This window comes from Streptomyces sp. NPDC087270 (genome assembly GCF_044744625.1).
Classification (GTDB): Bacteria; Actinomycetota; Actinomycetes; order Streptomycetales; family Streptomycetaceae; genus Actinacidiphila.
Window position 1 is genome coordinate 89402 of sequence record NZ_JBIUYR010000026.1, and the last position, 26425, is coordinate 115826.

The window sequence follows — 26425 nt, forward strand, 5'->3', positions numbered from 1 at the left end:
GCCTGGGCCCGCGCCGGCCCACCGCCGGCGCGGGCCGACGCCGTACACCAGCACTGCCGTCACGGGGGGACGAGCCGACCATGGGCGACTACTTGAGCGCCGACAACATCGTGGCGCTGGTCACCGCGCTGATCGGCGTCGGGGTGTCGATCGGCGTGGTCTGGTACGAACGCCTGGTCCGCGGCAAGAGCATCGGCTACCGCGTGCAGATGGACATAGCGGTCGACAGCGACAACGAACTGTTCAACGCGCTGCCCCGGATGCCCGACGCCACGCTGGTCCTGCTGCGCATCGAGAACGACGGCGCGGAGGACATCCGGCAGAGCGACTACACCGACCGCGACGAACAGCCGGGCCTCACCGTCCGGTTCGCCGGCCGGCACGTGCAGAGCGCCGCGGTCACCCAGCCCGATCCCAGCGGCCTGATCGAGCACTTCAGGCTGTCCGCGGACGCGACGGGCGTACGCCACCAGGGGAACAAGGTCTTCCTGCCGCGCGTGCCGCTCAACCCCGGTGAGCACTACAAGTTGCTGATCCGGCTCACCGGCGGTCCGGTCCGCTCCAGGGTCGAGATCACCGGCGGGATCGCGGGCGGCCGGGTGAAGCCCAACCGCTCGGTCCCGATGGACGAGAAGCCGCCGCTGTTCAGCCGGCCCAGCCGCCTGATCACCCTCATGCTGACCGTCTGCGTCACCGTACTGGCGGGCATCATCATCGTGGGCAAGGACACCCCGCTGCCGATGGGCTGCGCGACCGGGCACCTCACGGTCACCGGTTCCACGGCGTTCGCCCCCGCCATGGACCGGATCGCGCACGAGTACCAGTCCGAGTGCCCGCACTCCACGGTCACGGTGGCCGCGCAGGGCAGCGAGCAGGGCGTGCGCCAGTTGTCGGAGGAGGGCGATGCGGCCGGCAAGGGCGCCGCGCCGGCCGTGATCGCCATGTCCGACGGCCCCGCGCCGGACGGCGGTTACCCGAACCTGCGGGACCACCGCGTCGCCGTCATCGCCTTCGCGCTCGTGGTCGACGACGACGTGCCGGTCAGGAATCTGACCACCGGCCAGATCCGGGCGATCTACCGCGGCGACATCACCAACTGGGACCAGCTCGGCGGCCCCGACCTGCCCGTCCTCCTCGTCAGCCGCAGCGCCGACTCGGGCACCCGGGACATCTTCCGCCGCCGCATACTCGGCGGCCGGGGCGAGCCGGCCTTCACCTCACGCGACTGCCGGCACAGGAACTCCCCCTCCGACAAGGTGATCCGCTGCGAACTCGACAGCACCGGCGAGGTCCTCCGGACCGTCGCCCGCCTGCCGGGCGCCATCGGCTACAGCGAACTGGGCGCCGCCACCACCTCCGCGGGAGTGCGCACCCTGACCATCGACGGGCACGCGCCCACGCCGCAGGCCGTGGCCGACTCCAGCTACCCGTTCACCGAGATCGAGTACGCGTACACCTACGGCCTGCCGCCCGCGGACTCGCTCGCCGCCGGTTTCCTGGACTTCACGCTCCGCGGCGCCGGCCAGGACCTGCTGACCGCCGGCGGCCACCTCCCCTGCTACACGCCGGAAGGACTGAAGCGCTGTCAGGAGCCCGCCGCCGGCGCGACAACGTAGCGCGGAGCGGACCGGCGTAAGCGGCGACGTAGCGCGGAGCGGACCGGCGCACGCGACGGCGCAGCGCGGAACTGCCGGGGCGCGGCGTGACGTTCGTCTCCGTCGTATGACAGCGGTCACCGTCCCGTCACAGGCGGCGCACAGCGGAAACCCCCGCAGGCGCCTCGCTGTCCTCATGAGTGTCAGCCGATGCAAGTGACCAGCTCATCGCTAGGGGAAACCATGATCCGCCGTACCGCACTCGCCACCGTCGCCCTGGGTTCCGCCGCTCTGCTCCTCACCGCGTGCGGCTCTTCCCACTCCGCCGCGAGCGGGCCGGCGAACGGTGCCAAGGCGTCCACCACCGGTTCCGCGGCTCCCTCGAACCCGGCGAGCCCGGCGACCCCGGCGACTCCCCCGAGCAGCCCGGCCGGCGCCGGGAACGCGCCCGCCCCGAACGCGGCCGCGCCCACCACCGCGCCCGCGCCCGCGGCCACCACCGCTCCGGCCGTCGCACCCGCCGTGCCCGCCGCCGCGACCAGGACGGCGAAGCCGATCCACACCCAGACCCTGGTGGACGGCAGCAAGGCCGAGATCTACAAGCTCGGCGACGAGCACTACCTCGCCAAGGTCGTCCACAACGGCGAGCTCTTCGTCACGCTGGAGACCCACGGCCACGACGCCGGGCTGGACGCCAACGACATGTTCATCGAGCTCTCGCTGGACGGCACCCTCCACTCCTGGATGGGCGGCGGGAAGCAGGGCCCGGGCACGTTCAAGCTCGCGGGCGGCTGGACCGCCAAGGTCACGAAGATCGGCGAGCTGCGCTACCGCGCGCAGATCCTCGGCAACGAGGGCGAAGTGGACGCCACGGTGGAGACGAACCAGCACGACGTCGGGCTCGACGCCAACGGCATCTACATCGTGCTCAGCGACGGCGGCATCATCAGCGCCCACGCGTGACCGCCGGCACCGTGACCTGAGCGTTTCGGCCGGCCCGGGGAATCAATCAGGGCCGCCGAACGCTGTCCAGTAGGTGAAGAAGATCGGATTCCTCTCCTTCGGACACTGGTCGCCGAACCCGCACTCCGAGACGCGTACCGCCGCCGACTTCCTGCATCAGTCGATCGATCTCGCGGTCGCCGCGGAAGAGCTCGGCGCGGACGGCGCGTACTTCCGGGTGCACCACTTCGCGCGGCAGGCGGGCAGCCCCTTCCCGCTGCTGTCGGCCATCGGCGCGCGGACCTCGAAGATCGAGATCGGCACCGGTGTGATCGACATGCGGTACGAGAACCCGCTGTACATGGCCGAGGAGGCCGGCGCCGCCGACCTCATCTCCGGCGGCCGGCTCCAGCTCGGCATCAGCCGCGGGTCACCGGAGCAGGTGATCGACGGCTGGCGCTACTTCGGTTACGCCCCCGCCGAGGGCGAGAGCGCCGCGGACATGGCCCGCCGGCACACCGAGGCGTTCCTCAAGGTGATCGAGGGCGACGGCTTCGCGCAGCCGAACCCGCGCCCGATGTTCCCCAACCCGCCCGGACTGCTGCGGGTCGAGCCGCACAGCGAGGGGCTGCGCGAGCGGATCTGGTGGGGTTCGGGCTCGAACGCGACCGCCGTGTGGGCCGGGCAGCTCGGGATGAACCTGCAGAGTTCCACCCTGAAGGACGACGAGACGGGCGAGCCGCTGCACGTCCAGCAGCGCAAGCAGATCGAGGCGTACCGCGAGGCGTTCCGAGCGGCCGGCCACCAGCGCACCCCGCGGGTGTCGGTCAGCCGCAGCATCTTCGCCCTGACCAACGACCTGGACCGGGCCTATTTCGGCCAGGACCGCGAGTCGCGCGACCAGGTCGGCATGATCGACGACACGACCAGGGCGATCTTCGGCCGGTCGTACGCCGCCGAGCCGGACGCGCTGGTCAAGCAGCTCCGGGAGGACGAGGCGATCCAGGCCGCGGACACCCTGCTGCTGACCGTCCCGAACCAGCTCGGGGTGGAGTACAACGCACATGTGCTGGAGAGCATCCTGACCCACGTGGCCCCGGAGCTCGGCTGGCGCTGACCCGCCCACCCGGGCCCGGGCCGCCCTGACCCGCAGCCGGCCGCCCCCACCCGAACCGCAGGCCACCACCAGGCCATCCCCCGGCCCAGCCGCTCACCCCGGCTGGGCCGCACCCGTTTTCGGGGCCGCCGCCGCGAAAGGACCGTCACCGCGCCGGCGCCGTATACGACCGGCCCGCCCGGGCCGCCGCCCCGCCGTTCCGCCTGACAAGCCGCAATACTCCGCGCCACCGGTCCGGCCACCGCACGCGTCGAACGGCCGCTCCGACAGCGACTTCCGTCGACTTCAGTCAGAAATATCCTCGCACGCCACCCGCCGAGGCCGCTCCGGAACGCGCCCGTTGGTCAGGATCGAGCCGACCGGCGCGGGCCCACCGGGCACCACCCGCGCACCAGGGCGCGAAGTCGCCCGGACCCGGCCCCGACCTGGGCTGACGACCGCTTTTAGGCATATTCAACCCCGCTCGCCGCTACCCGCGCCGGCCCCGCCCAACCGCCCGATCTCCTTGCCAAAGCGCCTATCTGACGCATCGTGCGGGTTCCGTGGGAGTCCTGAAGGAAGTCTTGACTTCTGCTCATACCAAGCTGAACAGTGTGTCAGCGAGATTTCGTCAGCCCGGCAGGCAGCCGCGATGCACGGTGCGTCGTACGCGAAGGAGACATCGTTGTCATACCTACGCAATCCGCGCACTCCGCGCATGCCACCGTCAAACGGTGCCGGCCTGCTCCCCCATGAACCTGTGCCCCAGCGGGGTATGACGTGAAGGAGACAACCATGCGCTCCCGAAGACTCAGATCAGCAGTTGGACGACGAGTGCTGACCGCCGCGTTGGCGGTGAGCGTGGTCGCCGGGGTGCCGGCGGTGGCGCAGGCGAGTCCGCAGTCCGCGGCGCTGTCCGCCGCGGACTCGACGCAGCCGATCTACCTGAACACGCACTACACCTTCGCCGAGCGGGCCGCGGACCTGGTGTCGCGGATGACGGAGGCCGAGAAGGTCGCGCAGCTGCAGACCAACAACGCGCCGGCCATCCCCCGGCTCGGGGTCCAGCAGTACACGTACTGGAGCGAGGGCCAGCACGGCATCAACCGGCTCGGCGCCGACACCCAGGCCGGCGGTCAGGGTGAGCTGGACGTCACGGCGACCAGCTTCCCGGTGAACTTCGCATCCACGATGTCGTGGGACCCGGAGTTGACGTACCAGGAGACCACCGCGATCTCGGACGAGGTGCGCGGCTTCCTCGACAAGTCGCTGTGGGGGAAGGGCCAGAACAACATCGGCCCGTCCGCGTCGGACTACGGCGACCTCACCTTCTGGGCGCCGACGGTGAACATGGACCGTGACCCACGATGGGGGCGGACCAACGAGTCGTTCGGCGAGGACACCTATCTGGCGTCCACGATGGCCGACGCGTTCGTCAACGGCTACCAGGGCCAGACCCTCACCGGCAAGGCGCAGACCCCGTACCTGAAGGTCGCCGCGACCGCCAAGCACTACGCGCTCAACAACGACGAGAACAGCCGGCACACCCAGAGCGCGAACACCACCGACGCGAACATCAGGGACTACTACACCAAGCAGTTCGCCAGCCTGGTGCAGAACGCGCACGTCTCCGGTGTGATGACCTCGTACAACGCGGTGAACGGCACGCCGGCGCCGGCGGACACCTACACGGTGGACCAACTGCTCCAGGCCACCTACGGGTTCGGCGGGTACACCACCTCCGACTGCGGGGCGATCAGCGACGTCTACTCCTCCGGCGGCCACAACTGGGCCCCGCCCGGCTGGACGACCAACGGCACCACCTGGACGAACACCGCGACCGGCAAGCAGGTCCCCGCGGCGGCGGGCGGGCAGGCGTTCGCGCTGCGCGCCGGCACCCAGCTGAACTGCGCCGGCGGGGAGATGAACACGCAGAACATCGACGCGGCGATCTCGATCGGGCTGCTGACGCCCGGCGTGGTCGACAGCGCGCTGACGAAGCTGTTCACCGTCCGGATGCAGACCGGCGAGTTCGACCCGGCGAGCAAGGTCGCCTACACCAAGATCACCAAGGACCAGATCGAATCGCCCGCGCACCAGGCGCTGGCCGAGAAGGTCGCGGCCCAGGACCTCGTGCTGCTGCAGAACGACAAGGTCTCCGGCACCTCGGCCCCGCTGCTGCCGGCGAACCCGAAGAAGCTGAACAACATCGTGATCGTCGGCAACCTGGCGAACACCACGACGCTGGGCGGCTACTCCGGCCAGCCGACGCTCAGGGTCGACGCCGTGCAGGGCATCACCGCGGCGGTCAAGGCGGCCAACCCGTCGGCGACCGTCACCTACGACGCCTGCGGCACCTCGACGGGCGCCACCACGCCCGCGGCGTGCTCGGCCGGCACGCAGTCCGCGATCAAGAAGGCGGACCTGGTGGTCGTGGACGTCGGCTCGGACATGGGCGTGGCCGACGAGGGCACGGACCGCTCCACGATGGCCCTGCCCGGCAACTACGACTCGCTGATCAGCCAGGTCGCCGCCCTCGGCAACCCGCGTACGGCGCTGGTCATGCAGGCCGACGGCCCGTACGACATCCAGCAGGCCCAGAAGGACTTCCCGGCCATCGTGTTCAGCGGCTACAACGGCGAGAGCCAGGGCACCGCGCTCGCGCAGGTGCTCTTCGGGCAGCAGAACCCGTCCGGCCACCTGGACTTCACCTGGTACGCCGACGACTCCCAGCTGCCGTCGGTCGACAACTACGGGCTCTCCCCGTCCGAGACCGACGGGCTCGGCCGTACGTACATGTACTTCACCGGCAAGCCGACCTACCCGTTCGGATACGGCCTGTCCTACTCGCAGTTCAAGTACTCCGGCGTCAAGGTCGGACCCGGTTCGGTCTCCGCGGACGGCACGGTGAAGGTGGGCTTCGACGTCACCAACACCGGTACGACCGCGGGCGCGACGGTCGCCCAGCTCTACGCGGCGCCGCAGTCCGCGGCGTCCGGCAGCCAGTCGCCGAAGGAGCAGCTGGTCGGCTTCAAGAAGACGGCGGTGCTCGCGCCGGGGCACACCCAGCACGTCAACCTGTCCGTCAAGGCCGCCGACCTCAGCCAGTGGGACGAGAGCGCGCTGAAGCAGGTCGTCCGCAACGGCTCCTACCAGTTCCGCGTCGGGCCCGACTCCGCCACCGTGGCGGGCTCCGGCACGGTGCGGGTGCACGGCGCCATCACGCCGAAGGTGCGGTCCGTGACGGTCCAGCCGGACGAGGTGCTCTTCCAGCCCGGCGGCACGCTGGACCTGACCGGCACCAACCCGATGAAGGCGGCGGACACGAATCCCTCGCTGGAGCAGAAGCACGCGCCGGCGGACCACATCGTCGAAGCGGCCGACAACGACCAGTCGCTCGCCGACCTGTCGCACGCTCATGTCACCTACCGCAGCAGTGACCCGCGGGTCGCCACGGTCAGCGCGCGTGGTGTGGTCACCATGCGGGCGCCCGGCGCCGCGACGATCGACGTGACGGTGAACGGCGTGACCGGCAGCACCCCGATCGTGGTGCAGAACCCGTTCGCTCTGCAGTCGGCGGCCGTGGTGAAGCCGAACACCACGATCACCGCGACCGCGACGTTCGCCAACACCAGCGCGCAGGCCGTCCGCAAACTCTCGCTGGGTCTCGACTCGCCGAGCGGCTGGACGGTGAAGGCGACCTCTCCGGTGTCGCTGTCGAACGTGGCGCCCGGTCAGAAGGTGACGGCCACCTGGAGCGTCACGGTGCCGGCGTCCGCGAGCCCGGGCACCAAGGCGGAGTTGGACGCGTCGGCGGAGTTCACCGGCGGTGCCGGTGCCTACTCCGAGGCCGCGGTCAGCGCGGTCACGGTGACCTCGGGTGCCACGCCCGAGCAGGTCACCCCGGTGGTGACCGGGACCAACCCGCCGGCCGGGAAGTTCCAGGTCGTGCTGAAGAACCCGTCGGACACCCCGACCACGGTGACCGGGGTCAACTGGAAGCTCGGCAGCGCGTCGGGCACCCAGCCGGTCAGCGCGACCATCGCGCCCCAGGAGTCGGCCACGGTCGACGTGCCGGTGACGGGCGTCACCTTCGGCAAGGGCTCGTCCTTCACGGTGACCAGCGTCATCGCCGGCGACCTGCCCTCGGAAGCCCTGTCCGGGCATGTCTCCTTCCTGCCGGTGGTCAACAAGAGCCTCGGCAAGTCGTGGACGCTCGACCAGGTCAAGGACGGCCCCGCGGTGGACATGTCCGCGACCGCGGACGGGAAGTGGGTGACGCTGGACGGCTCGCAGCCGTACGGCGGCGACTCCGACCTGTCGGGCAAGGTGTGGCTCGACTGGGACTCCGACAACCTCTACATCACGGCGAACCTCACCGATGACGTCCAGTCGCAGCCCGCGACCGGAGCGGACATCTGGCAGGGCGACTCCCTGCAGTTCGCGGCGACCTCGGGCGTGCCGGGTGCCTCGGCCACGGAGAGCACCGCCTCCGCCAACGGGCACTACGAGTACGGCGCCGCCCTCACCTCGGCCGGCCCCCAGCTCTACCGCTGGACCGCACCGACCGAGGGCAGCGGACAGGTCACCGACGCGACCGTCACCGTGACCAGGGACGAGGCGACCCACACCACGCTCTACGAGATGGCGCTCCCGTGGAGCGACGTCAGCTCGGTCCAGCCGACCGACAACACCGTGTTCTCCTTCGCGTTGGACGACAACGACAAGGACAACGGGGTGCGCAAGGGCTACGACCAGTGGGGCGACGGCATCGGCTCCAGCAAGGACGTGGCCGGCTTCAACATGGCCCAACTGATGCCCGCGAGCTGATCGCACCCGCTCCCCGCACGACCCCCTCGTGCGGGGAGCACGGTTCCACCTGACACCCACCACGGCCACCTGCCACGCTTCGATCCGCTCCAAGGGACCCGAAGCGCGCCAGGTGGCCGTGCCCTTGCGCCCGTCCGGCGGGTCCGCCCGATCGGCGCTGCGGCCCAACTTGCCTATTCGGTAAGCGAGTTCGGGGGTGGGCGGGTGCGCTCGGTGTGCTCTCTTCACCACCGGGCGCACGACTGCCCGGGGTGGGGGGTTCGCTGCGATCGTGGGGAGCGCATGCGAGTGCCGTGGATGACCTCGTCGAGGAGTGATCGTGGGAGAACGCCAACTGATATGCCATATGCGGACGTTGCGCGGGCGGAGATGCCAACGTCCGGCGATGGAGGGCTCGTCGCGGTGCGCGGACCACCAGGGTGCGTGGACGTCGTACGAAGCGGAGAAGCGCGGGGGCGCCGAGCGGGAGAGGTGACGGCCGGCCGCGCGGGGGGCGCGACGGGGTCCGCGCGACCACCGGGGCAGGGGGCGCCCGCCGTCGGGGGCGACGGGTGAGCGGGGGCCGGGGGCTGATCTAGTGTTCTGGGCTATGAACGCAGCAGAGGAGCTGACCGAGCCCGATCGGATGATCGCGTACGCCCTGCAGGTCAACGGGCGCGCGACCTGGGGGGCGATCGCCCGGGCGCTCGGGTTGTCGGAGCGGACGGTGCAGCGGCGGGGGCAGCGGCTGCTGGACGCCGGACTGGTGCAGGTCTCGACGTATCTGGACACCACGATCGTCGGCGAGGCGCATCCCCTGGTGCTGCGGCTGTCGACCCGCACCGGGGTCGCGCTCCAGGTCGGCGAGGAGCTCGCGCGCCGCCCGGACGCCTCGTCGGTCTCGGTGGTCGAGGGGTCCGGCGACGTGGTGTGCATGCTGCTGCCGCGCACCCGCCAGGACAGCTCCCGGCTGCTGCTGGCCGAGCTGCCGGCGATAGACGGCGTGGTCTCGGTGGAGGCCAGCACGGTGCTGCGCTACTTCCGGTCCGGTTACGACTGGAGCGTGGGCGTGCTGCCCGCGCCGGTGGTGCAGACGCTGCGCGCGGACACCCCGGCGCGCGGCGCGACCGCGTCGGGGCCGGTGCAGCTGACCCAGGAGGACGAGGCGCTGGTCGCCGCGCTCGCCGAGGACGGCCGCGCGACCGTGATCTCGCTGGCCAAGGCGGCGGACATCTCCGCGCCCACCGCCCGGCGCCGCCTGGAGGCGCTGTTCGGCGCGGGCGCGCTGCACGTACGGACCGAGCTCTCCTCGGCCGTGCACGACCTGCGGGTGGAGGCGCTGATCTGGCTGAGCGTGCCGCCGGACCAGGTGGAGGCGGCCGGCGCCGCGCTGGGCTGCCGCCCGGAGGTCCGTTTCTGCGTCGCCTGCACCGGCTCCTCGCAGATCCTCGTGGACTGCCTGGTCTCCGACCCGGCCGCGCTCTACTCCTTCCTCACCGGGGCCATCGGCTCCCTCGGCTCGGTCACCGTGGCCCGCTCCTCGGTGGTCCTGGAGGCACTGCGACGCGGCCCGATGCAGATGGCGAACATGAGACACGAGTGAGCCTCATCTGTCGGAACCAGAAAGAAACCATTGCCGAAATAGCCGACTAGGCATAATCTCTCCTCATCCAGAACGAGGAGAGATCGATGCGGCTTCACGACGCGGCTCTTGCCGCAGGGCTCGACTGGTCGGCCGGCCACCTGGTGGACGGCCGGCGGGTCCAGCCACACGGGGAGCGGGAGATCACCGTGGTCAGCCCGCGCGACGGCAGCGTCGTCGGGCTCCTGGCCGCGGCCGACCGGACGGACGTGGACCAGGCCGTCCGCGCCGCCCGGCTGGCCTTCGAGGACGGCCGCTGGTCGCGGCTGCCGGCCGCCCGGCGCGGCGAGATCCTCATCCGCTTCGCCGACACGGTCGCCGCCCACGCCGAGGAACTGGCGCTGCGCATCGCGATCGAGATGGGCAAGCCGGTCCGCGAGGCGCTCGACGTCGAACTCGCCGCCGTCGCCGGCTGCCTGCGCTGGTACGGCCAGCTCTCCGACAAGCTCGCGGACGAGAACCCGGCCTCGCCGGGCGACGCGCTCGCCCTGGTCACCCGCGAGCCGGCCGGCGTGGTCGCGGCGGTCGTGCCCTGGAACTTCCCGCTCACGATGACCGCGTGGAAGCTCGGGCCGGCCCTGCTGGCGGGCAACAGCGTGGTCCTCAAGCCCGCCGAGCAGACCTCCTTCTCGGCGCTGCGGCTCGGCGAACTCGCCCTGGCGGCGGGGCTCCCCGCGGGCGTGCTCAACGTCCTTCCCGGGTTCGGCCCGGAGGCCGGCGAAGCGCTCGGCCGCCACCCCGACGTCGACGTGCTCGCCTTCACCGGGTCCGTCGCGGTCGGCCGCCGCTTCCTCGGCTACGCCGCCGAGTCCAACGGCAAGCGGGTCTGGCCCGAACTGGGCGGCAAGTCCGCCAGCGTGATCCTCCCGGACGCCGACGTCGCGAAGGCCGGGCGCACCACCGCCTGGGCCTGCTTCTACAACCAGGGCCAGATGTGCAGCGCCTCCTCGCGCATGATCGTCCACCGGGACGTCGCGGACGAGGCGATCGCGGCCGCGGTGGAGGAGGCGCGGCGGATGCGGCCGGCCGACCCGCTGGACGCCGACGCTCCGTCGGGCGCGCTGGTGAGCGAGGCGCACCTGGCGCGCGTGCTCGGGCACGTCCGCGGCGCGCTGCGCGACGGCGCGACGCTCGCCGCCGGAACCGCGGAGCGCTTCGTGCCCAGCGAGGCGCTGGTGCGCGGCAGCTACCTCGCGCCCGTGGTGCTCACCGGGGTCACCGAGAAGATGTCCATCGCCCAGGAGGAGGTGTTCGGCCCGGTGCTGTCGGTGCTCGTGGTCGACAGCACCGACGAGGCGGTCCGGCTGGCCAACGCGACACCGTACGGCCTGGCCGCCGGGCTGTGGACCCGTGACCTGTCCACCGCCCACACGGTGGCGCGGCGGCTGAAGGCCGGATCGGTCTGGGTGAACTGCTACGAGGAGGGTTCCATGGCCATGCCCTTCGGCGGTACGGGGGCGAGCGGCTTCGGCCGCGACAAGTCCGCGCACGCGATCGACAAGTACACCGACCTGAAGAGCACCTGGTTCCAGCTGGAGCCCCGATGACCAGCCCGCTGCCCGCCGCGCACCGCCACGCGCCCGCCGCCAACGACCCGGTGCCCGCCACGCACCGCCCGGTACTGGTCGCCGTCACGAGCTGGCGCCGCCCGCTGGACACGTACCTGGGGGACGGCACCGACCTCTACACCCTCGGCACCGAGTACGCCCACGCGGTGAGCGCGGCCGGCGGCGTCCCGGTACTGACCCCCACCCTCACCGCGGAGGAGGCCGAGGTCGTGCTGGACACGGTGGCCGGGGTGCTGCTGTCCGGCGGCGGCGACGTCCATCCGGCGACGTACGGCGCGGCAGGTGCCGCGGGCGCGGCGGGCGCGGGCGCGGCCGACTCGGCCGACTCGGCCGGCGACCTCGACCCCGGGCGGGACGCGACGGAGACCGCGCTGGTCCGCGGCGCGCTCCGCCGCCGGATGCCCGTGCTGGGCATCTGCCGCGGCCTTCAGATCGCCAACGTGGCCCTGGGCGGCACCCTCAAGGCCGACCTCCCGGTCACCGCGGCGCATCCGGCCGTCCACGGCGCGCGGGAACTGCGGAACCTGCGGCACGAGGTGCGCACCGACACATCCTGGCTGCGCGACTGCCTGCCCGACCCCGCGCGGGTCAACTCCATCCACCACCAGGCCCTGGACCGGATGGCCGCCGCGCTCCGCCCGGTCGCCTGGGCCGCCGACGGCGTGATCGAGGCGGCGGAGAGCCGCACGCCGGACTGGTACTTCCGGGGCGTCCAGTGGCACCCGGAAAAGATGACGGCGCCCGGTGAGCGGCACCACGCCGACATCCTCTTCGACGACTTCGTGGCCGCGGCCCGCGAGTACGCCGCGCGGACCCGCTCCGCCGCCTGACACCCCGTCCACCGACGGCCCCCAGCCCGCTCATACCGTGCGCTTCCGCGCACACCATGAGCCTCCTCACAATCCGTTCCTGTCCGAAATAAGACGAACTATCGTTCTTATCACCGCTCGCACGTGTGGCGACGGTCATCACTTCCGGAGAAACCCATGAGCACCGACCGCCGGATCTACCTCCAGTTCGACGACGGCACCCGCGCCGTGGCCACCCTCGCCACGGACGACGCACCCGAGACGTGCGCGGCCATCTGGGACGCCCTGGCGGAGCCCGTGACCGAGAAGGTCATGCACGCCATGTACGCCGGGCCGGAGATCATGTTCGGCCTGCCCGAGCAGGCGCACACCTTCGACCCCCGGGCCCTGCCCGCGGAGAACCAGCAGGTGATCCCCGGCGCCGGCGACCTCATCTGGTTCTTCCAGGAACCCGGCCAGATGTCCGGCCTGAACTTCGAGCTGTGGGAGGTCGGCATCTTCTACGGCAAGGGCGGCCGCGTGTTCGGCCCGCTGGGCTGGACCCCCTGCACCATCTTCGCCTCGATCACCGAGGGGCTGGCGGAGTTCGCCGCGGCCTGCGCGCAGACCCGGGTCAGCGGCGTGCGGTCGCTGACCATCGGCCGCGTCGCGTAGTACGAACGCCCCCGCCCCGAAGCCACACACCCTGCGAGAAAGTACGGCGCCCCTCATGAAGATCAGAAAGAGCATCCTCGCCGGCACCGCCGCGGTGGTCGCCGCCGGCGTCCTGACCGCCTGTTCCGGCTCCTCCTCCGACAACGGCGGCAGCTCGCCGAAGGACTCCGCCGGCAGCGGCACCTCGACCGCCTCCGTGCAGCTGCCCGCCGGCGCCAAGGGCGACCTGGTCGCCCCCATGGTCATCGGCTACCCGCCCTACGCGATGCTGGAGTCGGGCAAGGCGGTCGGCGTGGACGTGGACCTGGCGGACGCGCTCAGCGGGCCGTTCGGCAAGAAGGTCCAGCAGAAGAAGGACTCCTTCGAGAACGCGCTGCTGGGCGTGAACCGCGGCACGTACTTCGGCGCGTTCGGCGCGGACGTCACCGCCGAGCGCGAGAAGTCCTTCGACCAGGTCGCCTTCCTGGAGGACCACTACGAGTTCCTGTCGCTGAAGGGCAGCCCGGCGATCGGCGGCTCGATGGACGACCTGTGCGGCAAGAAGATCTCCATGGTCGCCGCCTCCAGCTCCATCCCGGTGCTGAAGGAGCAGTCCACCACCTGCGTCAAGGCCGGCAAGGGCGCCATCGACGTCAAGACCTTCGCCGACCAGGGCGCCGCGACCCTCGCGGTGCGCAGCAAGCAGGTGGACGCCACCACCGCGACCGTCACCAACCTCGGCTACGTGGCCAAGCAGTCCGGCGACGTGTTCACCCTCGGCGGCCCGCACTACCTGTCGGTCTACATCGGCGTGGCCACCAAGAAGGGCAGCGGGATGGCCCAGTCCGTCGCCGACGGCATCGACGCGCTGATCAAGGACGGGTCGTACCAGAAGATCCTGGAGCGTTACGGCGTCGAGAAGGCCGGCGTGACCAAGGCGCTCGTCAACCCCTCCCCGAACCCGACCAACTGAGGAACCGGCCATGGCCGACACCAGCAAATCGCCCCAGGGGACCGCGCTCCCCGGGAACACCGTGCCGCCCCCGGCCGACCGCGCGGCGGGGGGAGCCGCCGTGCTCCCCCCGCACCCCTTCGCCGGGATGACCCGCTCCCCGCACCCCCACTACGCGCGCAAGGTCGCCGCGGTCGTGGTCGTGCTCGTGTGCGCGTTCTGGCTGCAGGGCCTCGCGCGCAACAAGAACCTGGCCTGGGGCACCGTCGGCGACTACTTCTTCGACCACTCGATCCTGGAGGGCCTGGAGCGGACGGTGATCATCACCGTCGCCTCCATCGCCATCGCGGTCGTCCTCGGCGCGGTGCTCGCCAACATGCGGCTCTCCGCCAACTCCGTGCTCCGCGGGGCGGCCGGCGTCTACGTGTGGTTCTTCCGCTCGATGCCGCTGCTGGTCCTGCTGATCCTGGTCTACAACTTCTCGCTGATCTATCCCGCGCTGGGGCTCGGCGTCCCGTTCGGGCCCCAGTTCTTCGACGTCGACACCAAGAACCTGGTGCAGCCGGTCACCGCGGCGATCGTCGCCTTCGGGCTCCAGCAGGCGGCGTACACCTCCGAGGTGCTGCGCGCGGCGATCCTGGCCGTACCGAACGGGCAGCGGGAAGCGGCGACGGCGCTGGGCATGTCGAACATCCGCACCCTGCGCCGGATCGTCTTCCCGCAGGCCCTGCGGACCGCGGTGCCGCCGATCGCCAACGAGTCGATCAACCTGCTGAAGTCCACCTCCCTGGTGGCCTTCATCTCGGTGCCGGACCTGCTCTACTCCGTCCAGCAGATCTACAACAGCAACTTCCAGGTCATCCCGCTGCTCATCGTCGCCAGCCTCTGGTACATGATCATCGTCTCGGTGATGTCGGTGGGCCAGACCCTGCTGGAGCGGACCCTGCGCAACACCCGCGGCCGGTCCGCGAACCGGCCCAAGGCAATCGAGGTGGACCAACCGTGACCTCCACAGAGACCACCGCGACCACCGCGGGCAGCGGCCCCATCCTGCGCGCGGTGGACATCACCAAGCGGTACGGCGACCTGACCGTCGTGGACCACGTGAGCCTGGACGTGGCGCGCGGCGAGACCATCTGCCTGCTGGGGCCCTCGGGCGCGGGCAAGAGCTCGTTCCTGCGCTGCCTGAACATGCTGGAGAAGACGGACGAGGGAGCCGTCCTGCTGGACGGCGAGCTCCTCGGCTACCGGCCGCACGGCACCGCCGTCCGCGAGCTGCCGAACCGCCTGGAGGCCGCGCAGCGCCGGAACATCGGCATGGTCTTCCAGGGGTTCAACCTCTTCTCCCACATGACCATCCTCCAGAACATCATCGAGGCGCCGGTCGGCGTGCTCGGCCGCAGCAAGGCCGAGGCGACCCGGCGGGCCCGGGAGCTGCTGGCCCTGGTCGGGCTCAAGGAGAAGGCGGACGCGTACCCCGCCGAGCTGTCCGGCGGGCAGCAGCAGCGGGTGGCCATCGCGCGCGCCCTCGCCATGGACCCCCAGGTCCTGCTCTTCGACGAGCCGACCTCGGCGCTGGACCCCGAACTCGTCGCCGGCGTGCTGGACGTCATCCGGTCGCTGGCCAGTTCCGGAATGACGATGCTGATCGTCACCCACGAGATCGGCTTCGCACGGGAGGTGTGCGACCGGTTCGTGTTCATGGAGAACGGGCGGGTGGTGGAGACCGGCCCGTCCGCGCGGCTGACGCCGACGGGCGCCGCGCACGAACGCACCCGGGCATTCCTGTCGACGGTGCTCTGAGGGGCGGCGCAGCAGGTCCCCGAAGGGGCAGGAGAACTCAGAGCCGGATCAGGAGGCCAGGACGCCGAGAGGGCGCCCTGGCCTCCTTTTGCGCGCCCGTCGCCGCGCCACGGTATCCATGCGTCGCCGCGTGCACCGTATCCATGCGTCACCGCATCACCGCATCACCGCATCACCGCGTGCCCACGTCGCCGCATCACCGCGCCTGCGCGCCTGTTCGTCCCCACGTCGGCAAATCACCCGAAATCACCCGCCGAGCCGATCGCACGCGCTTCCTTATGTCCGATTCGATGACATAAGCGCTCCTTGGGCAATTTGCACGTCTAAGCCATTGTTAAGAAGGAAAAGCGTCCGCACTTTCCGCGCCCGCATCCTTACGTCGCGTTTCCCCATCGGGCGCTCCGACGTGATGCACGACATAGGACACACGTCACCTACGAAGCCGGTTAGTGCATTCTCGGGCGCCACCGCCCCGCTATCCGGGGAGAAAACCGCAGAGACCATGGCCGTCTACTAAGCGGCATAGCACATAGGGCAATTGTGGACCCTTTTATCGGCTGCTAACAATGTGCTCGCCACAGCGCATCGATAAACGAAATGCGGGTCGGAATGACGAGGGGGGCCGACCACCACTGAACAAGCAATCGTGAAGAGGTCCGCAGATCATGCCCAAGCATGCCCACAACAACTCGATGAAGAAGCGTCTCGTCTCCACCCGGGGCGCCATCGTCGCCGGCACCTTCGCCGCGATAGCCTGCGCCACGCTGGCCGGTACGGCCCAGGCCGCCGAGCCGTCCGCCGCGAAGAACGCGCCGCACACCGCGGGCACCGCTCACGCCAAGCACGGCGCGCACTGGCGGGGCCACCACTCGTTCACCACGTACACGGTCAAGCCCGGCGACACCCTGATCGGCATCGCCCGCGCCCACAAGTCCCCGGGCGGCTGGCACGCCATCGCGTGGGCCAACAAGATCCACAGCCCGTACATCATCCACCCGGGCCAGGCGCTCAAGGTCCCGGCCGGCAAGGCCACCCCGGCGAAGTCCGGCGCGTCCGCCTCCTCCACCTCGTCCGCGTCCTCCTCGGCCACCACCGCGAAGGCGGCCCCGTCGGCGGCGAGCAGCTCGTCGGCCACGACCTCGACCGCCACCACGGCGTCCGACGCGTCGGCCACCACGACCACGGCGACCCAGACCTACCCGGACAACCTGGACGGCTGGATCAACCAGGCGCTGGCGATCATGAAGCAGAACGGCATCCCGGGCAGCTACGACGGCATCTACCGCAACATCATGCGGGAGTCCTCGGGCAACCCGAACGCCATCAACAACTGGGACTCCAACGCGGCCGCGGGCACCCCGTCCAAGGGCCTGCTGCAGACCATCCAGCCGACGTTCGACGCCTACCACGTCGCGGGCACCTCGAACGACATCTACGACCCGGTCGCGAACATCGTCGCCGCGTGCAACTACGCGTACCACGTGTACGGCTCCATCGACAACGTCAACGGACCTTACTAAACCGCTCGCGGGGCGCTGTCCCCCGCCCGCGCCTCCCGACCCGCCGCCCTCCTCACCGGGCGGCGGGCCGGCGCCGTTTCGGGGCCGTCACGGGGCCACCCGTCCGGCGCCCCCGGCCCGCGCACCGGACGCCGCGGTTCCGCGAAGCACCAGGTGAGAAGCCTCTGACCGGGGATCGCGCCGCGCTACGCTGCTGCCGGGCCCGGCCGGACCGTCCGGCGGGCCGGAGGGGGACGGCATGACGCGCAGGCAGAGGATCACGACGTACCTGGCCACCGCCACGGCGCTGGCCGGCACCGCGCTCGCCGCCGGCGCGACGTCCGCCGGCGCCGCCACCGCGCGGTTCGAGGGCAACTCCCCGGTCGTCCTCCAGGGCTGCGCCGTCGTCCAGGAGATCCAGCTCCAAGGCTCCCCGGCCCACGACCACATGCGGTGGGAGACCGAGGGCGACTCCCAGGGCTGCCGCGCCTGGATTCAGGACGACGCCGGCAACAGCGCCGACGTCATCGAGTCCCAGCAGATCACGACCGCGGGCTACCACCACAGCTCCTGGTACTACGACGGCCCCGGCCGCCTCCTGACGGTCTGCGTCCAGCGCGGCACCGACAGCGCCTGCGGCCCGACGAACTGACCCGACCGCCCTCGCAGCCCTGGGACGACCGGGCCGTCCGGGGTCAGCGCGCGCAGGGCTTCAGGTCGCCGACCACGCCGACGCGCAGGCCCAGCCAGGGGTAGGTGCGATCGCCGCCGGGCCGGCATCGCCCGACGCTTTCCGCCGTCATCACCTCACGGACGCCGGCCGGCGCGAGGCACCCCGCGCCCACCGCGCCCCGCCCGGCACTCGGTCGGCGGTACCCGCGGCCGCCGCGGGCGCCGGGGCAACGCGAGGCGGGCGCCGTCCCGGCCCCCTGGGGGGTGGGGTGGCGCCCGGCGGTTCGGTCGGGTGGGTGGCGCTACCAGCGGTACCAGCGGTTCCGGCTGCCGCTGGAGTGGGTGCCGCGCAGCAGGAATCCCAGCAGCCACACGACAAGCGCCGCGACAGCGACCCACCACAGCAGGTGGATGGCGAATCCCACGCCGAAGAAGATCAGCACGAGCAGAAGAACGACGAGCAACGGTCCCATGGCGATCAGCCTCCGAGGAAGCGCCTGCCCCTGCCCGGGGGGATCATGCGGTGGCCCCTGCCCCGGATGGCTCCGCCGCCGCGGACGGGCCCGCGAGCAGGACTGCGGGCACGCGCCCGCCGGGGGTCGGCCGGAAAAGGCGCCGTTCGTCCTCTTGGTGAGCAAACATCATAAAATTTCCGGTATGGACCTCAGACGGCTGGACAACCTGACGGAACGGACGCCACCGCTGGCGATCGTCATCCCGCTCGCCCTGGTGGTCCTCATCACCGTCGCGGACGCGGTGTCGCCGAGGGACGTCTTCCTCAGCCCCATGCTCGTGGTCGCGCCGGCGCTGACCGCGTCGTTCGCGGGGCCGTGGCGCACGGCGGCGATCGCCGTCGTGGCCGTGGGCGCGCAGGCGTTCGTGGCCTTCGTGACCCAGGGCTCGGGCACGGTGGCCCGCGCATGGCAGCTGGTCGCGCTGATCGTGCTCTCGGTGCTCCTGGTCTTCTTCAGCTACATCCGCGAGCGGCGCGGCCGGCAGCTGAGCCGGGTCAGACTCGTCTCCGAGACCGCCCAGCGGGTCCTGCTGCGGCCGCCGCCGCAGTACGTCGGCCCGCTGCGGATCGCCTGGCTCTACCTGGCCGCCGAGGACGACACGCAGATCGGCGGCGACCTCTTCGCCGTCACCCGCAGACGCCCCGCGACCAGCCGCGTGATCATCGGGGACGTCCGCGGCAAGGGGCTGCCCGCCATCGCGGAGGCGTCGGCCGTGCTCGGCGCCTTCCGGGAGACCGCCCGGTTCTGCGACACGCTGCCCGAACTCGCGGAGGCCCTGGAGGCACGGGTCAGCCTGGACATGGACGAGGTCGCGGACAGCCAGGAGGACCCGGGCGAGCACTTCACCACCGCGCTGCTGCTGGAACTCCCCGACGGCGACGGCGGTCCGGTCCTGATGGCCAGTTGCGGGCACCCGGCCCCGCTCGTGATCGGCTCCGACGGCCAGGTCACCGCCACCAACTGCACCGCCCCCTCGCCGCCGCTGGGCTCCGGCTTCCTGCCGGCCGTCGGGGTCCACGCCGACGAGATCTCCTACGGCGACGGCGACACGCTGCTGCTCTACACCGACGGGCTGATCGAGGCCCGCTCCCGGCAGGGCATCTTCTACCCGCTCGTCGAACGCGTGGCGACCTTCCCTCCGGCCCTGACCCCGGAGGCCCTGCTGCGGCACCTGCGCCAGGACCTGCTCCACCACACCGGCGGCCGCCTCTCCGACGACGCGGCCCTGCTCGCGATCACCCGTACGGTGCAAGGGCAGGGGGCGGGGGCCTCGCACGGCGCCGACCTCATGTGAGGCGGGGCCCCGGCCCGGTACGACGACCTGCCGCGACGAGCTGCTACGACGACCTGGCGCGCGACAGGCCGCGGGTCGGCTCGTCAGCGCGGGAAGTCGCGCTTGTGCCGGAACCACGGCCGGCGCGGCGGTCCACCCGGTCCCGGTCCCGGCTGTCCGGCCGGACCCGGAGCCGCGGGCCCGGGCGGGCTGTCGGCGGCGGGCGGCGGCTGCGGGGCGGCGCGGTCCGCCGGGTAGAGCCCCTCCTCCGAGTACAGCGCCGTGGCGATCGCCTCGACCGTCTGCTCGTCGGTGAAGCTCTCGGACCCGGGGATGTGCGGGACGCAGCCGACCAGCACGCCGTCCCTGATCACCTGCGCGTCGAGCCCGGCGGCTCCGCCGGGCGTCCACAGCGCCTCGCTTCCGTCCCCGATGACGACGCGGATGCCGAAGCTGTACACGCCGGTCTCAGTTCGATGGGCCATGACGTCTCGCGCGCGGAGTTGGGAGACCATGCGGTCGATACGGTCGGCTTCCATCGTCTGAGTACCTCGCTTCCGGCCTGCGCCGGCGCCACCGTGTCGTCTGGCGCCGACCGGCAGTCGGTATCGCCCTTTCCACGGTACTGCGGGGGCGCGCCGCTGGTCGGCTGAGCGGCCAGGGCGCCACGGGGCCACGACCAGGACGGTCACGACCAGGGACGCTCAGGACCGGGCCCGCCGCTCCCGCACCGTCCTCGCGTCCCGGCGGCGCGCGGCGAAGGTGAGGCCGAGCCAGCTCGTCCAGCCGATCGGCTGGAGCGCCCAGTAGCTCAGAATCCGGTACAGCAGGGTCACCGCGATCGCCTGGTCCGCGTGCAGCCCGTAGAAGACCAGCAGCGCGGCGAGGCTGGTCTCCACGATGCCGAGCCCGCCGGGCGTGAGCCGCAGCGCCCCCGACATCTGGGTGAGCGAGTACGCGACGAGCACCCCGCGCCAGGGCACGGCGACGCCCAGTCCCCACGCGCACGCGACGAGGCAGGCCGCGTCGAGCAGCCAGTTGCCCAGGGCCAGGGTGAGCGGCGGCAGCCACGGGCGCACCCCCGGCCGTACCTCCCGGACCTCCCGGGCGAGGCGGTACAGCCCGTCCTCGACGTTCCACAGCCGGCGGGAGCGGACCCCGACCCGGCGCCAGATCCGCCACGCCCGCCGCCGTACGAACGCGGAGCGCGGCAGGAGCGCGGCCAGGGCGGCGAGCGCCACGAGGACCGCGGTCAGCCAGAGCACGGCGGTGCGCAGGCCGCTCGGCCCCGCCCTGCCGCTGGCCAGGACGCCGACCACCAGCAGCAGGAACAAGGTGGTGGCCGACATCAGGCCGGCGACCGCGAGGGCCGCCCCGGCGAGCGCCAGCGACACGCCGCGGCGGCGCAGTTGCCCGTACAGCCACGCGGCGGCGAACGCCGCGCCGCCGGGCAGGGTCCCGGCCACGGCGTTGGCCGCCAGGGCCATGGCGCCCATCAGGGCGAGCCGCAGCCGGGCCCCGCCCAGCTTCAGCAGCCGCCACTGCAACGTCGCCAGGCAGGTCAGGGAGAGCGCCTCGAACAAGGCGGCCACTGCCAGCGGCGCCGGGCGGACCACCGCGATCTGGTGCAGCGCCAGCACCAGGTCGTGCCGCCGGTCCACCGCGAGGGCCACGGCGGCGGCCACCAGCACGGCGGAGAGCACCCACCACACCGGGTGCCGGGCCCGCCCCGGACCGGAGTCGGCGCCCCCGGAGTCGGCGCCCCCGGAGTCGACCGTTTCCTCCGCTCCGCCCCTTTTGTTCACCACGCGAGACACGGTACGGCGGGGCCGCCGCCGGAACCGTCAGGCCACGGGGGCGCCGCCCGACCCGCGAGGCCCGCCCCGCGCACGGCACCCACCGGACCGCCGCGCCTACACGTGGTACGGGACGTTGGTGACGACGATCTTCGGCAGCGTCCGCAACGCCCGCTGGAGCCGGCTCGCGGTCCGGCTGTGCAGCAGGCGGTAGCGCCGGCGCCGCGTCACGATCTCCGGGACGACGATGGTGAGGGTGAGCTGCGGCTGCTGCTCGTGCAGCGCCTCGATGTAGTGGACCAGCGGGGCCACGGTCGCCCGGTAGGGCGTGACCAGCACCTCCAGCGGCAGGTGGTCGCCCCACACGTGCCAGTACCCCCGGAAGCGGTCGGCCTCCGCCTCACCGGGGCTGAGGTGCAGCGCGAGGACGGGCTGGCGCAGGGACGCGGCGTAGGCGAGCGCCCGCATGCCGGCCAGGTCCAGCGTGGAGATCGGCACGATCGACAGGTTCCGGATCTCCTCGGGGCTCTCCTCGTCCTCCCGGACCGTCCCGTTCACGACCGGCTCCGGCCCGGCCGTTACGGCGGAGGTCGCCGCGGGCGGGCGCGGGGGCTCGGGCGGGGGCGCCGGGGGGTCGCACTCCTCGTGGGGCGGGGACTCGGGCGACGCGGGGACCTCGATCGCCTGCGGGTGCAGCCGGAGCGCGGCGCGGACCTCCTCGTAGTGGTGGTGGATGCGCGTGGTCACCAGGAGGAACAGGCCGACGGCGAGGATGGCCACCCAGGCGCCCGAGGTGAACTTGGTGATCCCCGCGGTGACGAAGACGAGCGCGGACAGCACGCAGCCGGTGGCGTTGAAGAACAGGCTCTTGCGCCAGTGCCGGTCGCGCAGCCGCCACCAGTGGAGCACCATCCCGGCCTGGGACAGCGTGAAGGCGAGGAAGACCCCGACCGCGTAGAGCGGGATGAGCGACGCGGTGTTGCCGCTGAACGCGACGAAGACCACCGCGGCGGCCACCGACAGCACCCCGATGCCGTTGCTGAAGGCGAGCCGGTCGCCCAGCCGCAGGAACAGCCGCGGCGCGTGCCCGTCGCGGGCCAGCAGGAACAGCACCCGGGGGAAGTCGTTGTACGCGGTGTTGGCGGCCAGCAGCAGGACCGCGGCGGTGGCGATCTGCGTGAAGACGTACATCGGCCCGGACCCGAAGCTGCGGTGGGCGAGTTGGGAGAGCACGGTCTCGCCGGAGCGGGGCACCACGCCGTCGAGCCGGGCCAACGCCGTCACCCCGGCGAACAGCGTGATCAGCAGGCAGATCATCCAGGTCAGCGTGGTGCGGGCGTTGCGCCACTCGGTCGGCTGGAAGGCCGGCACCGCGTTGGAGATCGCCTCGATGCCGGTCATGGCGGTGGAGCCGGAGGCGAAGGCGCGCATGACCAGCAGCACGCCGACGCCCTCGGTGGCGTTCAGATGCGGGGTGGGCGTGGCGTGGAAGTCGCGCCCGGCGGCGTCGGACAGGCCCACCCCGACCAGCACGAACATCGCGATGATGAAGGCGTAGGTCGGGGCTGCGAACAGCGCCCCGGCCTGCCGCAGCCCGCGCAGGTTCCCGACCAGCAGCAGCGCGATCACCCCCGCGCCGATCGGCACGGTGTACGGGGACAGCGACGGCAGCGCGGAGGTGATGGCGGCGACCCCGGAGGCGATCGACACCGCGACGGTGAGGATGTAGTCGGTCATCAGCCCGGCCGCGGCCACCAGGCCGGGCACTCTGCCGAGGTTGTCGCCGGCCACGATGTACGAGCCGCCGCCGTGCGGGTACGCGCGGATCGTCTGCCGGTAGGACACCCCGACCGCGAGCATCAGGAACGCGATGGCCGCCGCGATGGGCGTGGTCCAGCCGAGACCGGCGGTGCCGGCCAGCACCAGCACGGCGAGCAGGGCCTCGGGGCCGTACGCCACGGAGGACAGCGCGTCGGCGGAGAGCACCGGCAGCGCCACCAGCTTGCGCATGCGCTCGCGGGTGACCGCGGTGCTCTTCAGCGGCGCCCCGATCAGCGCGTGCCGGACGCGGTAGGCGGCGCGGGCCGCACCGGAGGAGGGCACCGCCTCCTCCGGCGCCGTGGCGGTGCCCAGGGTCGCCACCCGGACCATCCGGCCGAAGCGGTCGGGGCCGATGTCCTCGGCCGACGGGAAGCCGCCGAGGTCGGGGTCGACCGGCAACTCGTGGCGCCGCAGGTCCGCGTCGTCCGACACCTGGGCCCACGCCTGCCCGACCTCGCCCAGCACCCGCAGCTGGTCCTCGTCGAGACCGGGCAGCATCTCCGCCGGGCCGGGCACGCCACCCCTTGCATCGGGCGTGCCACCACCACCATCGCCGTCACCACGTGCAGTTGTCACATCACTCAGTGTCACCCACGGCGCGATGCGCGCCCGCTTCCCGCGCGGACGACCCCGGTGGTGGCCCCACCGGGGTCGTTGTCCGCGGGGAGCCGCACCCACGCACGGGTCCCGCTGCGGAGAACGGTTCGCCGGGGCAGCCGGCGAGCCGAAGGGTGCCCCTCAGGCGTGGAGGCCCATTTCGGCGGAGAGCTTCGCCAGGGCCTCCAGGCGGCGCTCCAGGCTCGGGTGGGTGGAGAAGACGGTCGCGAGGGGCGAGCCCTCCTTCAGCGCCGGGGTGAAGAAGAACGCGTTGAAGGCCCGGGCGGTGCGCAGGTCCTCGCTGGGGATACGGGCGATGGTTCCGCTCACCTTGACCAGCGCGGACGCCAGTTCGGAGGGCCGGCCGGTCAGTTCGGCCGCGCTCCGGTCGGCGGCCAGCTCGCGGTAGCGGGACAGCGCGCGGATCAGCACGAAGCTCAGCGAGTACACCACGACGGACACCGCCATGATCATCGTGAGCAGCAGCAGGGTGTTCTGGTCGCGGCGGCCCCGGCCGAACAGCTCCGAGTAGAAGGCGAAGCGCACCAGCAGCCCCGCGAGCACGCCGAGGAACGAGGCGATGGTGATCACCGCGACGTCCTTGTGCGCGACGTGGGACAGCTCGTGGGCTAGCACGCCGTCCAGCTCGCCCGGTTCGAGGCGCCGCAGCAGGCCGGTGGTCACGCAGATCACCGCGTGGTCGGCGCTGCGCCCGGTGGCGAAGGCGTTCGGCAGGTCCATCTCCGAGACCGCCACCTGCGGCTTGGGCATGTCGGCGAGGGCGCACAGCCGGTCGACCGCGCCGTGCAGCTCGGGCTGCTCCTGCGGGGTGACCTCGTGGGCGTGCATCGCGAACAGCGCGATCCGGTCGGAGAACCAGTACTGCGCCGCCAGCACACCGGCCGCGATCACCACCACGACCACCACGGACTTCAGCAGCGCGACGAGCACGGCGATGAACGCCACGAACACCAGGCCCAACAGGAAGATCACCGTCAGCATCCGGACCGTGAGCCGCCAGTCAGGCGCGAAACGAGAGCGCACAACCGCTCACCCCATCTCCACGGAGCCGGCACCGACGTACCGGCCCCATTCCTGCGGTGACCGGCACACCCGACGGCCGGAATCCCGCCACTGTCCAGTGTGCTCCGCTTCGGCGGCCGACGGGGCCGCGAATCCGCAGGCCACCGCCCCGGGGTGGGGCACGGGCGGGGGTGCGGCGAGGGGTGCGGCGAGGGGTGCGGGCGCGGCGTGTTCTCGCGGGGTGTCCGCCCGGGTCCGGCCGGGTCCTGGTCCGGGTCCAGCCGGGTCCCGGTCCGGGTCCACCCGATGTCCGGCGCGCCCTCGTCCCGGCGGGGTTCCGCCGGCCGCAACCCATCCGGTCGGCGACTGCCCGTGTGTCTGCGCGCCCGCGGACGGGGCGTCCCGGCCGTGCGAGCGGCTCCGTATCCCATTCTGATGGAGCGTCAGCACCACCGCTGGCGGGAGGCGTCGAGAGGCGGGCGTTGCGCTCATGAGCCACCGGCTGCGCGTGGGCTGGGCCGCCGCCCTCTGTGCCCTGTCCTTCGCCGCGGTGTGGGTCCTGCAACGTGTCACGCACGTCTCGCTCATCGACGTCATGGTCTACCGCGCGGCGGGCCGGACCGTGCGCGAGGGCGGCGACCTGTACGCCATGCACGCCACCTCCGCGATGCTGCCGATGACCTACCCGCCCTTCGCCGGGCTGCTGTTCGTCCCGCTGACCTGGCTCGACGTCGCCCACATGCGCACCGCGGCGACCGCGGGGAACCTGCTGCTGACCGTGGTCCTCGCCGGGCTGTCGCTGCGCCTGGTGCTGCGCCGCCGCCCAGGCGCGGCCGCCGTGCTGGGCACGGCCGCGTGGGCGGCGTGGAGCGAACCGGTCTGGACCACCATCCGCTACGGCCAGGTCAACATTCTCCTGGTGTGCCTGGTGCTGTGGGACTTCACCCGGCGGCCCGGCAACCGCTGGGCCGGGATCGGCATCGGGCTGGCGGCGGCGATCAAGGTCACGCCGCTGCTGTTCCTGGTGGTGCTGGCCGGGGCGGCCGCGGCCACCCGCGGGCGCGGCACCCCCTGGCGGCGCCGCTTCCTCACCGCCACCGGCAGCTTCGCCGGCGTCACGCTGCTGACCGCCGCGGTGCTGCCGCACGACTCGCTGCGCTACTGGACCAGTTGTGCCTTCGCCCCCGACCGGTCGGGCTCCGCGGTGAACATCGCCAACCAGTCGGTGCGCGGCGTCGTGGCCCGCGCGCAGCACACCGTGCACCCCACGTCCCTGTGGCTGGCCGCCGCCGTCCTGGTCGCCCTCGGCGGCACCGCCGTCGCGGGGGCGGGGGTGGGCGCGCCCCGCCGGGGGGCGAACGCCCCCCCCGGGGGGGCGGG

At 72.1% G+C, this 26425-nt stretch carries 20 protein-coding genes; 15 read left to right on the forward strand and 5 right to left on the reverse strand.

Annotated features, from left to right (window positions below; translation table 11 throughout):
* Positions 1-80 precede the first annotated feature (80 nt).
* The 13 genes from ACIPAE_RS36225 (at position 81) to ACIPAE_RS36285 (ending at position 18000) form a co-directional block, all read left to right on the forward strand.
* Positions 81-1616: a PstS family phosphate ABC transporter substrate-binding protein gene (locus ACIPAE_RS36225; RefSeq protein ID WP_402451207.1), complete on the forward strand. Its 1536-nt coding sequence runs from the start codon at positions 81-83 to the stop codon at positions 1614-1616.
* Positions 1617-1838: 222 nt separating this feature from the next.
* Positions 1839-2558 carry a hypothetical protein gene (locus ACIPAE_RS36230; RefSeq protein ID WP_402451209.1) on the forward strand — a complete coding sequence of 240 codons (720 nt, stop codon included), beginning with the start codon at positions 1839-1841 and terminating at the stop codon, positions 2556-2558.
* Positions 2559-2631: 73 nt separating this feature from the next.
* Positions 2632-3654 carry an LLM class flavin-dependent oxidoreductase gene (locus ACIPAE_RS36235; protein WP_329364642.1) on the forward strand — a complete coding sequence of 341 codons (1023 nt, stop codon included), beginning with the start codon at positions 2632-2634 and terminating at the stop codon, positions 3652-3654.
* Positions 3655-4428: 774 nt separating this feature from the next.
* Positions 4429-8463, forward strand: coding sequence for a glycoside hydrolase family 3 C-terminal domain-containing protein (locus ACIPAE_RS36240; protein ID WP_402451212.1), 4035 nt, complete (start codon positions 4429-4431; stop codon positions 8461-8463).
* Between the two features lie 589 nt (positions 8464-9052).
* Positions 9053-10045 carry an Lrp/AsnC family transcriptional regulator gene (locus ACIPAE_RS36245; RefSeq protein ID WP_329364645.1) on the forward strand — a complete coding sequence of 331 codons (993 nt, stop codon included), beginning with the start codon at positions 9053-9055 and terminating at the stop codon, positions 10043-10045.
* Positions 10046-10131: 86 nt separating this feature from the next.
* Positions 10132-11631 carry an aldehyde dehydrogenase family protein gene (locus ACIPAE_RS36250; protein ID WP_402451214.1) on the forward strand — a complete coding sequence of 500 codons (1500 nt, stop codon included), beginning with the start codon at positions 10132-10134 and terminating at the stop codon, positions 11629-11631.
* Entirely contained in the window at positions 11628-12482 is an 855-nt protein-coding gene (locus tag ACIPAE_RS36255) for a gamma-glutamyl-gamma-aminobutyrate hydrolase family protein (protein WP_402451216.1), read from the forward strand. Before ACIPAE_RS36250 ends, ACIPAE_RS36255 begins: the two co-directional genes overlap by 4 nt.
* A 156-nt stretch (positions 12483-12638) precedes the next feature.
* On the forward strand, positions 12639-13115 hold the full coding sequence (locus ACIPAE_RS36260; RefSeq protein WP_329364652.1) for a DUF3830 family protein: 477 nt from the start codon (positions 12639-12641) through the stop codon (positions 13113-13115).
* A 55-nt stretch (positions 13116-13170) separates the two neighbouring features.
* Complete coding sequence (locus ACIPAE_RS36265) at positions 13171-14067, forward strand: transporter substrate-binding domain-containing protein (RefSeq protein WP_329364654.1); 897 nt, start codon at positions 13171-13173, stop codon at positions 14065-14067.
* Between the two features lie 10 nt (positions 14068-14077).
* Positions 14078-15052 (forward strand): amino acid ABC transporter permease, encoded by a 975-nt coding sequence (locus tag ACIPAE_RS36270; RefSeq protein ID WP_329364656.1) that lies wholly within the window; start codon positions 14078-14080, stop codon positions 15050-15052.
* A 41-nt stretch (positions 15053-15093) separates the two neighbouring features.
* Positions 15094-15849 carry an amino acid ABC transporter ATP-binding protein gene (locus ACIPAE_RS36275; protein ID WP_366413262.1) on the forward strand — a complete coding sequence of 252 codons (756 nt, stop codon included), beginning with the start codon at positions 15094-15096 and terminating at the stop codon, positions 15847-15849.
* A gap of 665 nt (positions 15850-16514) precedes the next feature.
* The gene (locus ACIPAE_RS36280) at positions 16515-17369 is read left to right on the forward strand and encodes a LysM peptidoglycan-binding domain-containing protein (protein ID WP_329364658.1); all 855 of its coding nucleotides are present in this window, start codon (positions 16515-16517) and stop codon (positions 17367-17369) included.
* A 238-nt stretch (positions 17370-17607) separates the two neighbouring features.
* Complete coding sequence (locus tag ACIPAE_RS36285; RefSeq protein ID WP_402451222.1) at positions 17608-18000, forward strand: hypothetical protein; 393 nt, start codon at positions 17608-17610, stop codon at positions 17998-18000.
* A 322-nt stretch (positions 18001-18322) separates the two neighbouring features.
* On the opposite strand, the gene ACIPAE_RS36290 is transcribed toward ACIPAE_RS36285, so the two are convergent.
* Positions 18323-18493: a hydrophobic protein gene (locus ACIPAE_RS36290; RefSeq protein ID WP_329364661.1), complete on the reverse strand. Its 171-nt coding sequence runs from the start codon at positions 18491-18493 to the stop codon at positions 18323-18325.
* A 184-nt stretch (positions 18494-18677) separates the two neighbouring features.
* Here ACIPAE_RS36290 and ACIPAE_RS36295 point away from each other — a divergent pair, with 184 nt between their 5' ends.
* Entirely contained in the window at positions 18678-19829 is a 1152-nt protein-coding gene (locus ACIPAE_RS36295; RefSeq protein WP_366413248.1) for a PP2C family protein-serine/threonine phosphatase, read from the forward strand.
* An 83-nt stretch (positions 19830-19912) separates the two neighbouring features.
* Here the strand turns inward: ACIPAE_RS36295 and ACIPAE_RS36300 are convergent, their stop codons facing one another.
* From ACIPAE_RS36300 to htpX, 4 genes are all read right to left on the reverse strand, one after another.
* The gene (locus tag ACIPAE_RS36300; protein WP_366413249.1) at positions 19913-20347 is read right to left on the reverse strand and encodes a hypothetical protein; all 435 of its coding nucleotides are present in this window, start codon (positions 20345-20347) and stop codon (positions 19913-19915) included.
* 165 nt (positions 20348-20512) lie between these two features.
* A complete protein-coding gene (locus ACIPAE_RS36305) occupies positions 20513-21616 on the reverse strand; it encodes a YbhN family protein (RefSeq protein WP_402451226.1) in 1104 nt (367 codons plus the stop codon).
* 105 nt (positions 21617-21721) lie between these two features.
* Entirely contained in the window at positions 21722-23923 is a 2202-nt protein-coding gene (locus tag ACIPAE_RS36310; protein WP_402451236.1) for an APC family permease, read from the reverse strand.
* A 240-nt stretch (positions 23924-24163) separates the two neighbouring features.
* Positions 24164-25066, reverse strand: coding sequence for a zinc metalloprotease HtpX (gene htpX, locus ACIPAE_RS36315; protein ID WP_329364668.1), 903 nt, complete (start codon positions 25064-25066; stop codon positions 24164-24166).
* 469 nt (positions 25067-25535) lie between these two features.
* Here htpX and ACIPAE_RS36320 point away from each other — a divergent pair.
* Positions 25536-26425 (forward strand): glycosyltransferase 87 family protein (locus ACIPAE_RS36320; RefSeq protein ID WP_402451229.1); only part of this gene is annotated, 890 nt, incomplete at its 3' end.

Bases quoted from the DNA above. Each gene is read 5' to 3' on its own strand.
- ACIPAE_RS36225 (WP_402451207.1), top strand. From the start codon at position 81: ATGGGCGACTACTTGAGCGCCGACAACATCGTGGCGCTGGTCACCGCG.
- ACIPAE_RS36230 (WP_402451209.1), top strand. From the start codon at position 1,839: ATGATCCGCCGTACCGCACTCGCCACCGTCGCCCTGGGTTCCGCCGCT.
- ACIPAE_RS36240 (WP_402451212.1), top strand. From the start codon at position 4,429: ATGCGCTCCCGAAGACTCAGATCAGCAGTTGGACGACGAGTGCTGACC.
- ACIPAE_RS36245 (WP_329364645.1), top strand. From the start codon at position 9,053: ATGAACGCAGCAGAGGAGCTGACCGAGCCCGATCGGATGATCGCGTAC.
- ACIPAE_RS36250 (WP_402451214.1), top strand. From the start codon at position 10,132: ATGCGGCTTCACGACGCGGCTCTTGCCGCAGGGCTCGACTGGTCGGCC.
- ACIPAE_RS36255 (WP_402451216.1), top strand. From the start codon at position 11,628: ATGACCAGCCCGCTGCCCGCCGCGCACCGCCACGCGCCCGCCGCCAAC.
- ACIPAE_RS36260 (WP_329364652.1), top strand. From the start codon at position 12,639: ATGAGCACCGACCGCCGGATCTACCTCCAGTTCGACGACGGCACCCGC.
- ACIPAE_RS36265 (WP_329364654.1), top strand. From the start codon at position 13,171: ATGAAGATCAGAAAGAGCATCCTCGCCGGCACCGCCGCGGTGGTCGCC.
- ACIPAE_RS36270 (WP_329364656.1), top strand. From the start codon at position 14,078: ATGGCCGACACCAGCAAATCGCCCCAGGGGACCGCGCTCCCCGGGAAC.
- ACIPAE_RS36280 (WP_329364658.1), top strand. From the start codon at position 16,515: ATGCCCAAGCATGCCCACAACAACTCGATGAAGAAGCGTCTCGTCTCC.
- ACIPAE_RS36285 (WP_402451222.1), top strand. From the start codon at position 17,608: ATGACGCGCAGGCAGAGGATCACGACGTACCTGGCCACCGCCACGGCG.
- ACIPAE_RS36290 (WP_329364661.1), bottom strand. From the start codon at position 18,493: ATGGGACCGTTGCTCGTCGTTCTTCTGCTCGTGCTGATCTTCTTCGGC.
- ACIPAE_RS36295 (WP_366413248.1), top strand. From the start codon at position 18,678: ATGGACCTCAGACGGCTGGACAACCTGACGGAACGGACGCCACCGCTG.
- ACIPAE_RS36300 (WP_366413249.1), bottom strand. From the start codon at position 20,347: ATGGAAGCCGACCGTATCGACCGCATGGTCTCCCAACTCCGCGCGCGA.
- ACIPAE_RS36310 (WP_402451236.1), bottom strand. From the start codon at position 23,923: ATGCTGCCCGGTCTCGACGAGGACCAGCTGCGGGTGCTGGGCGAGGTC.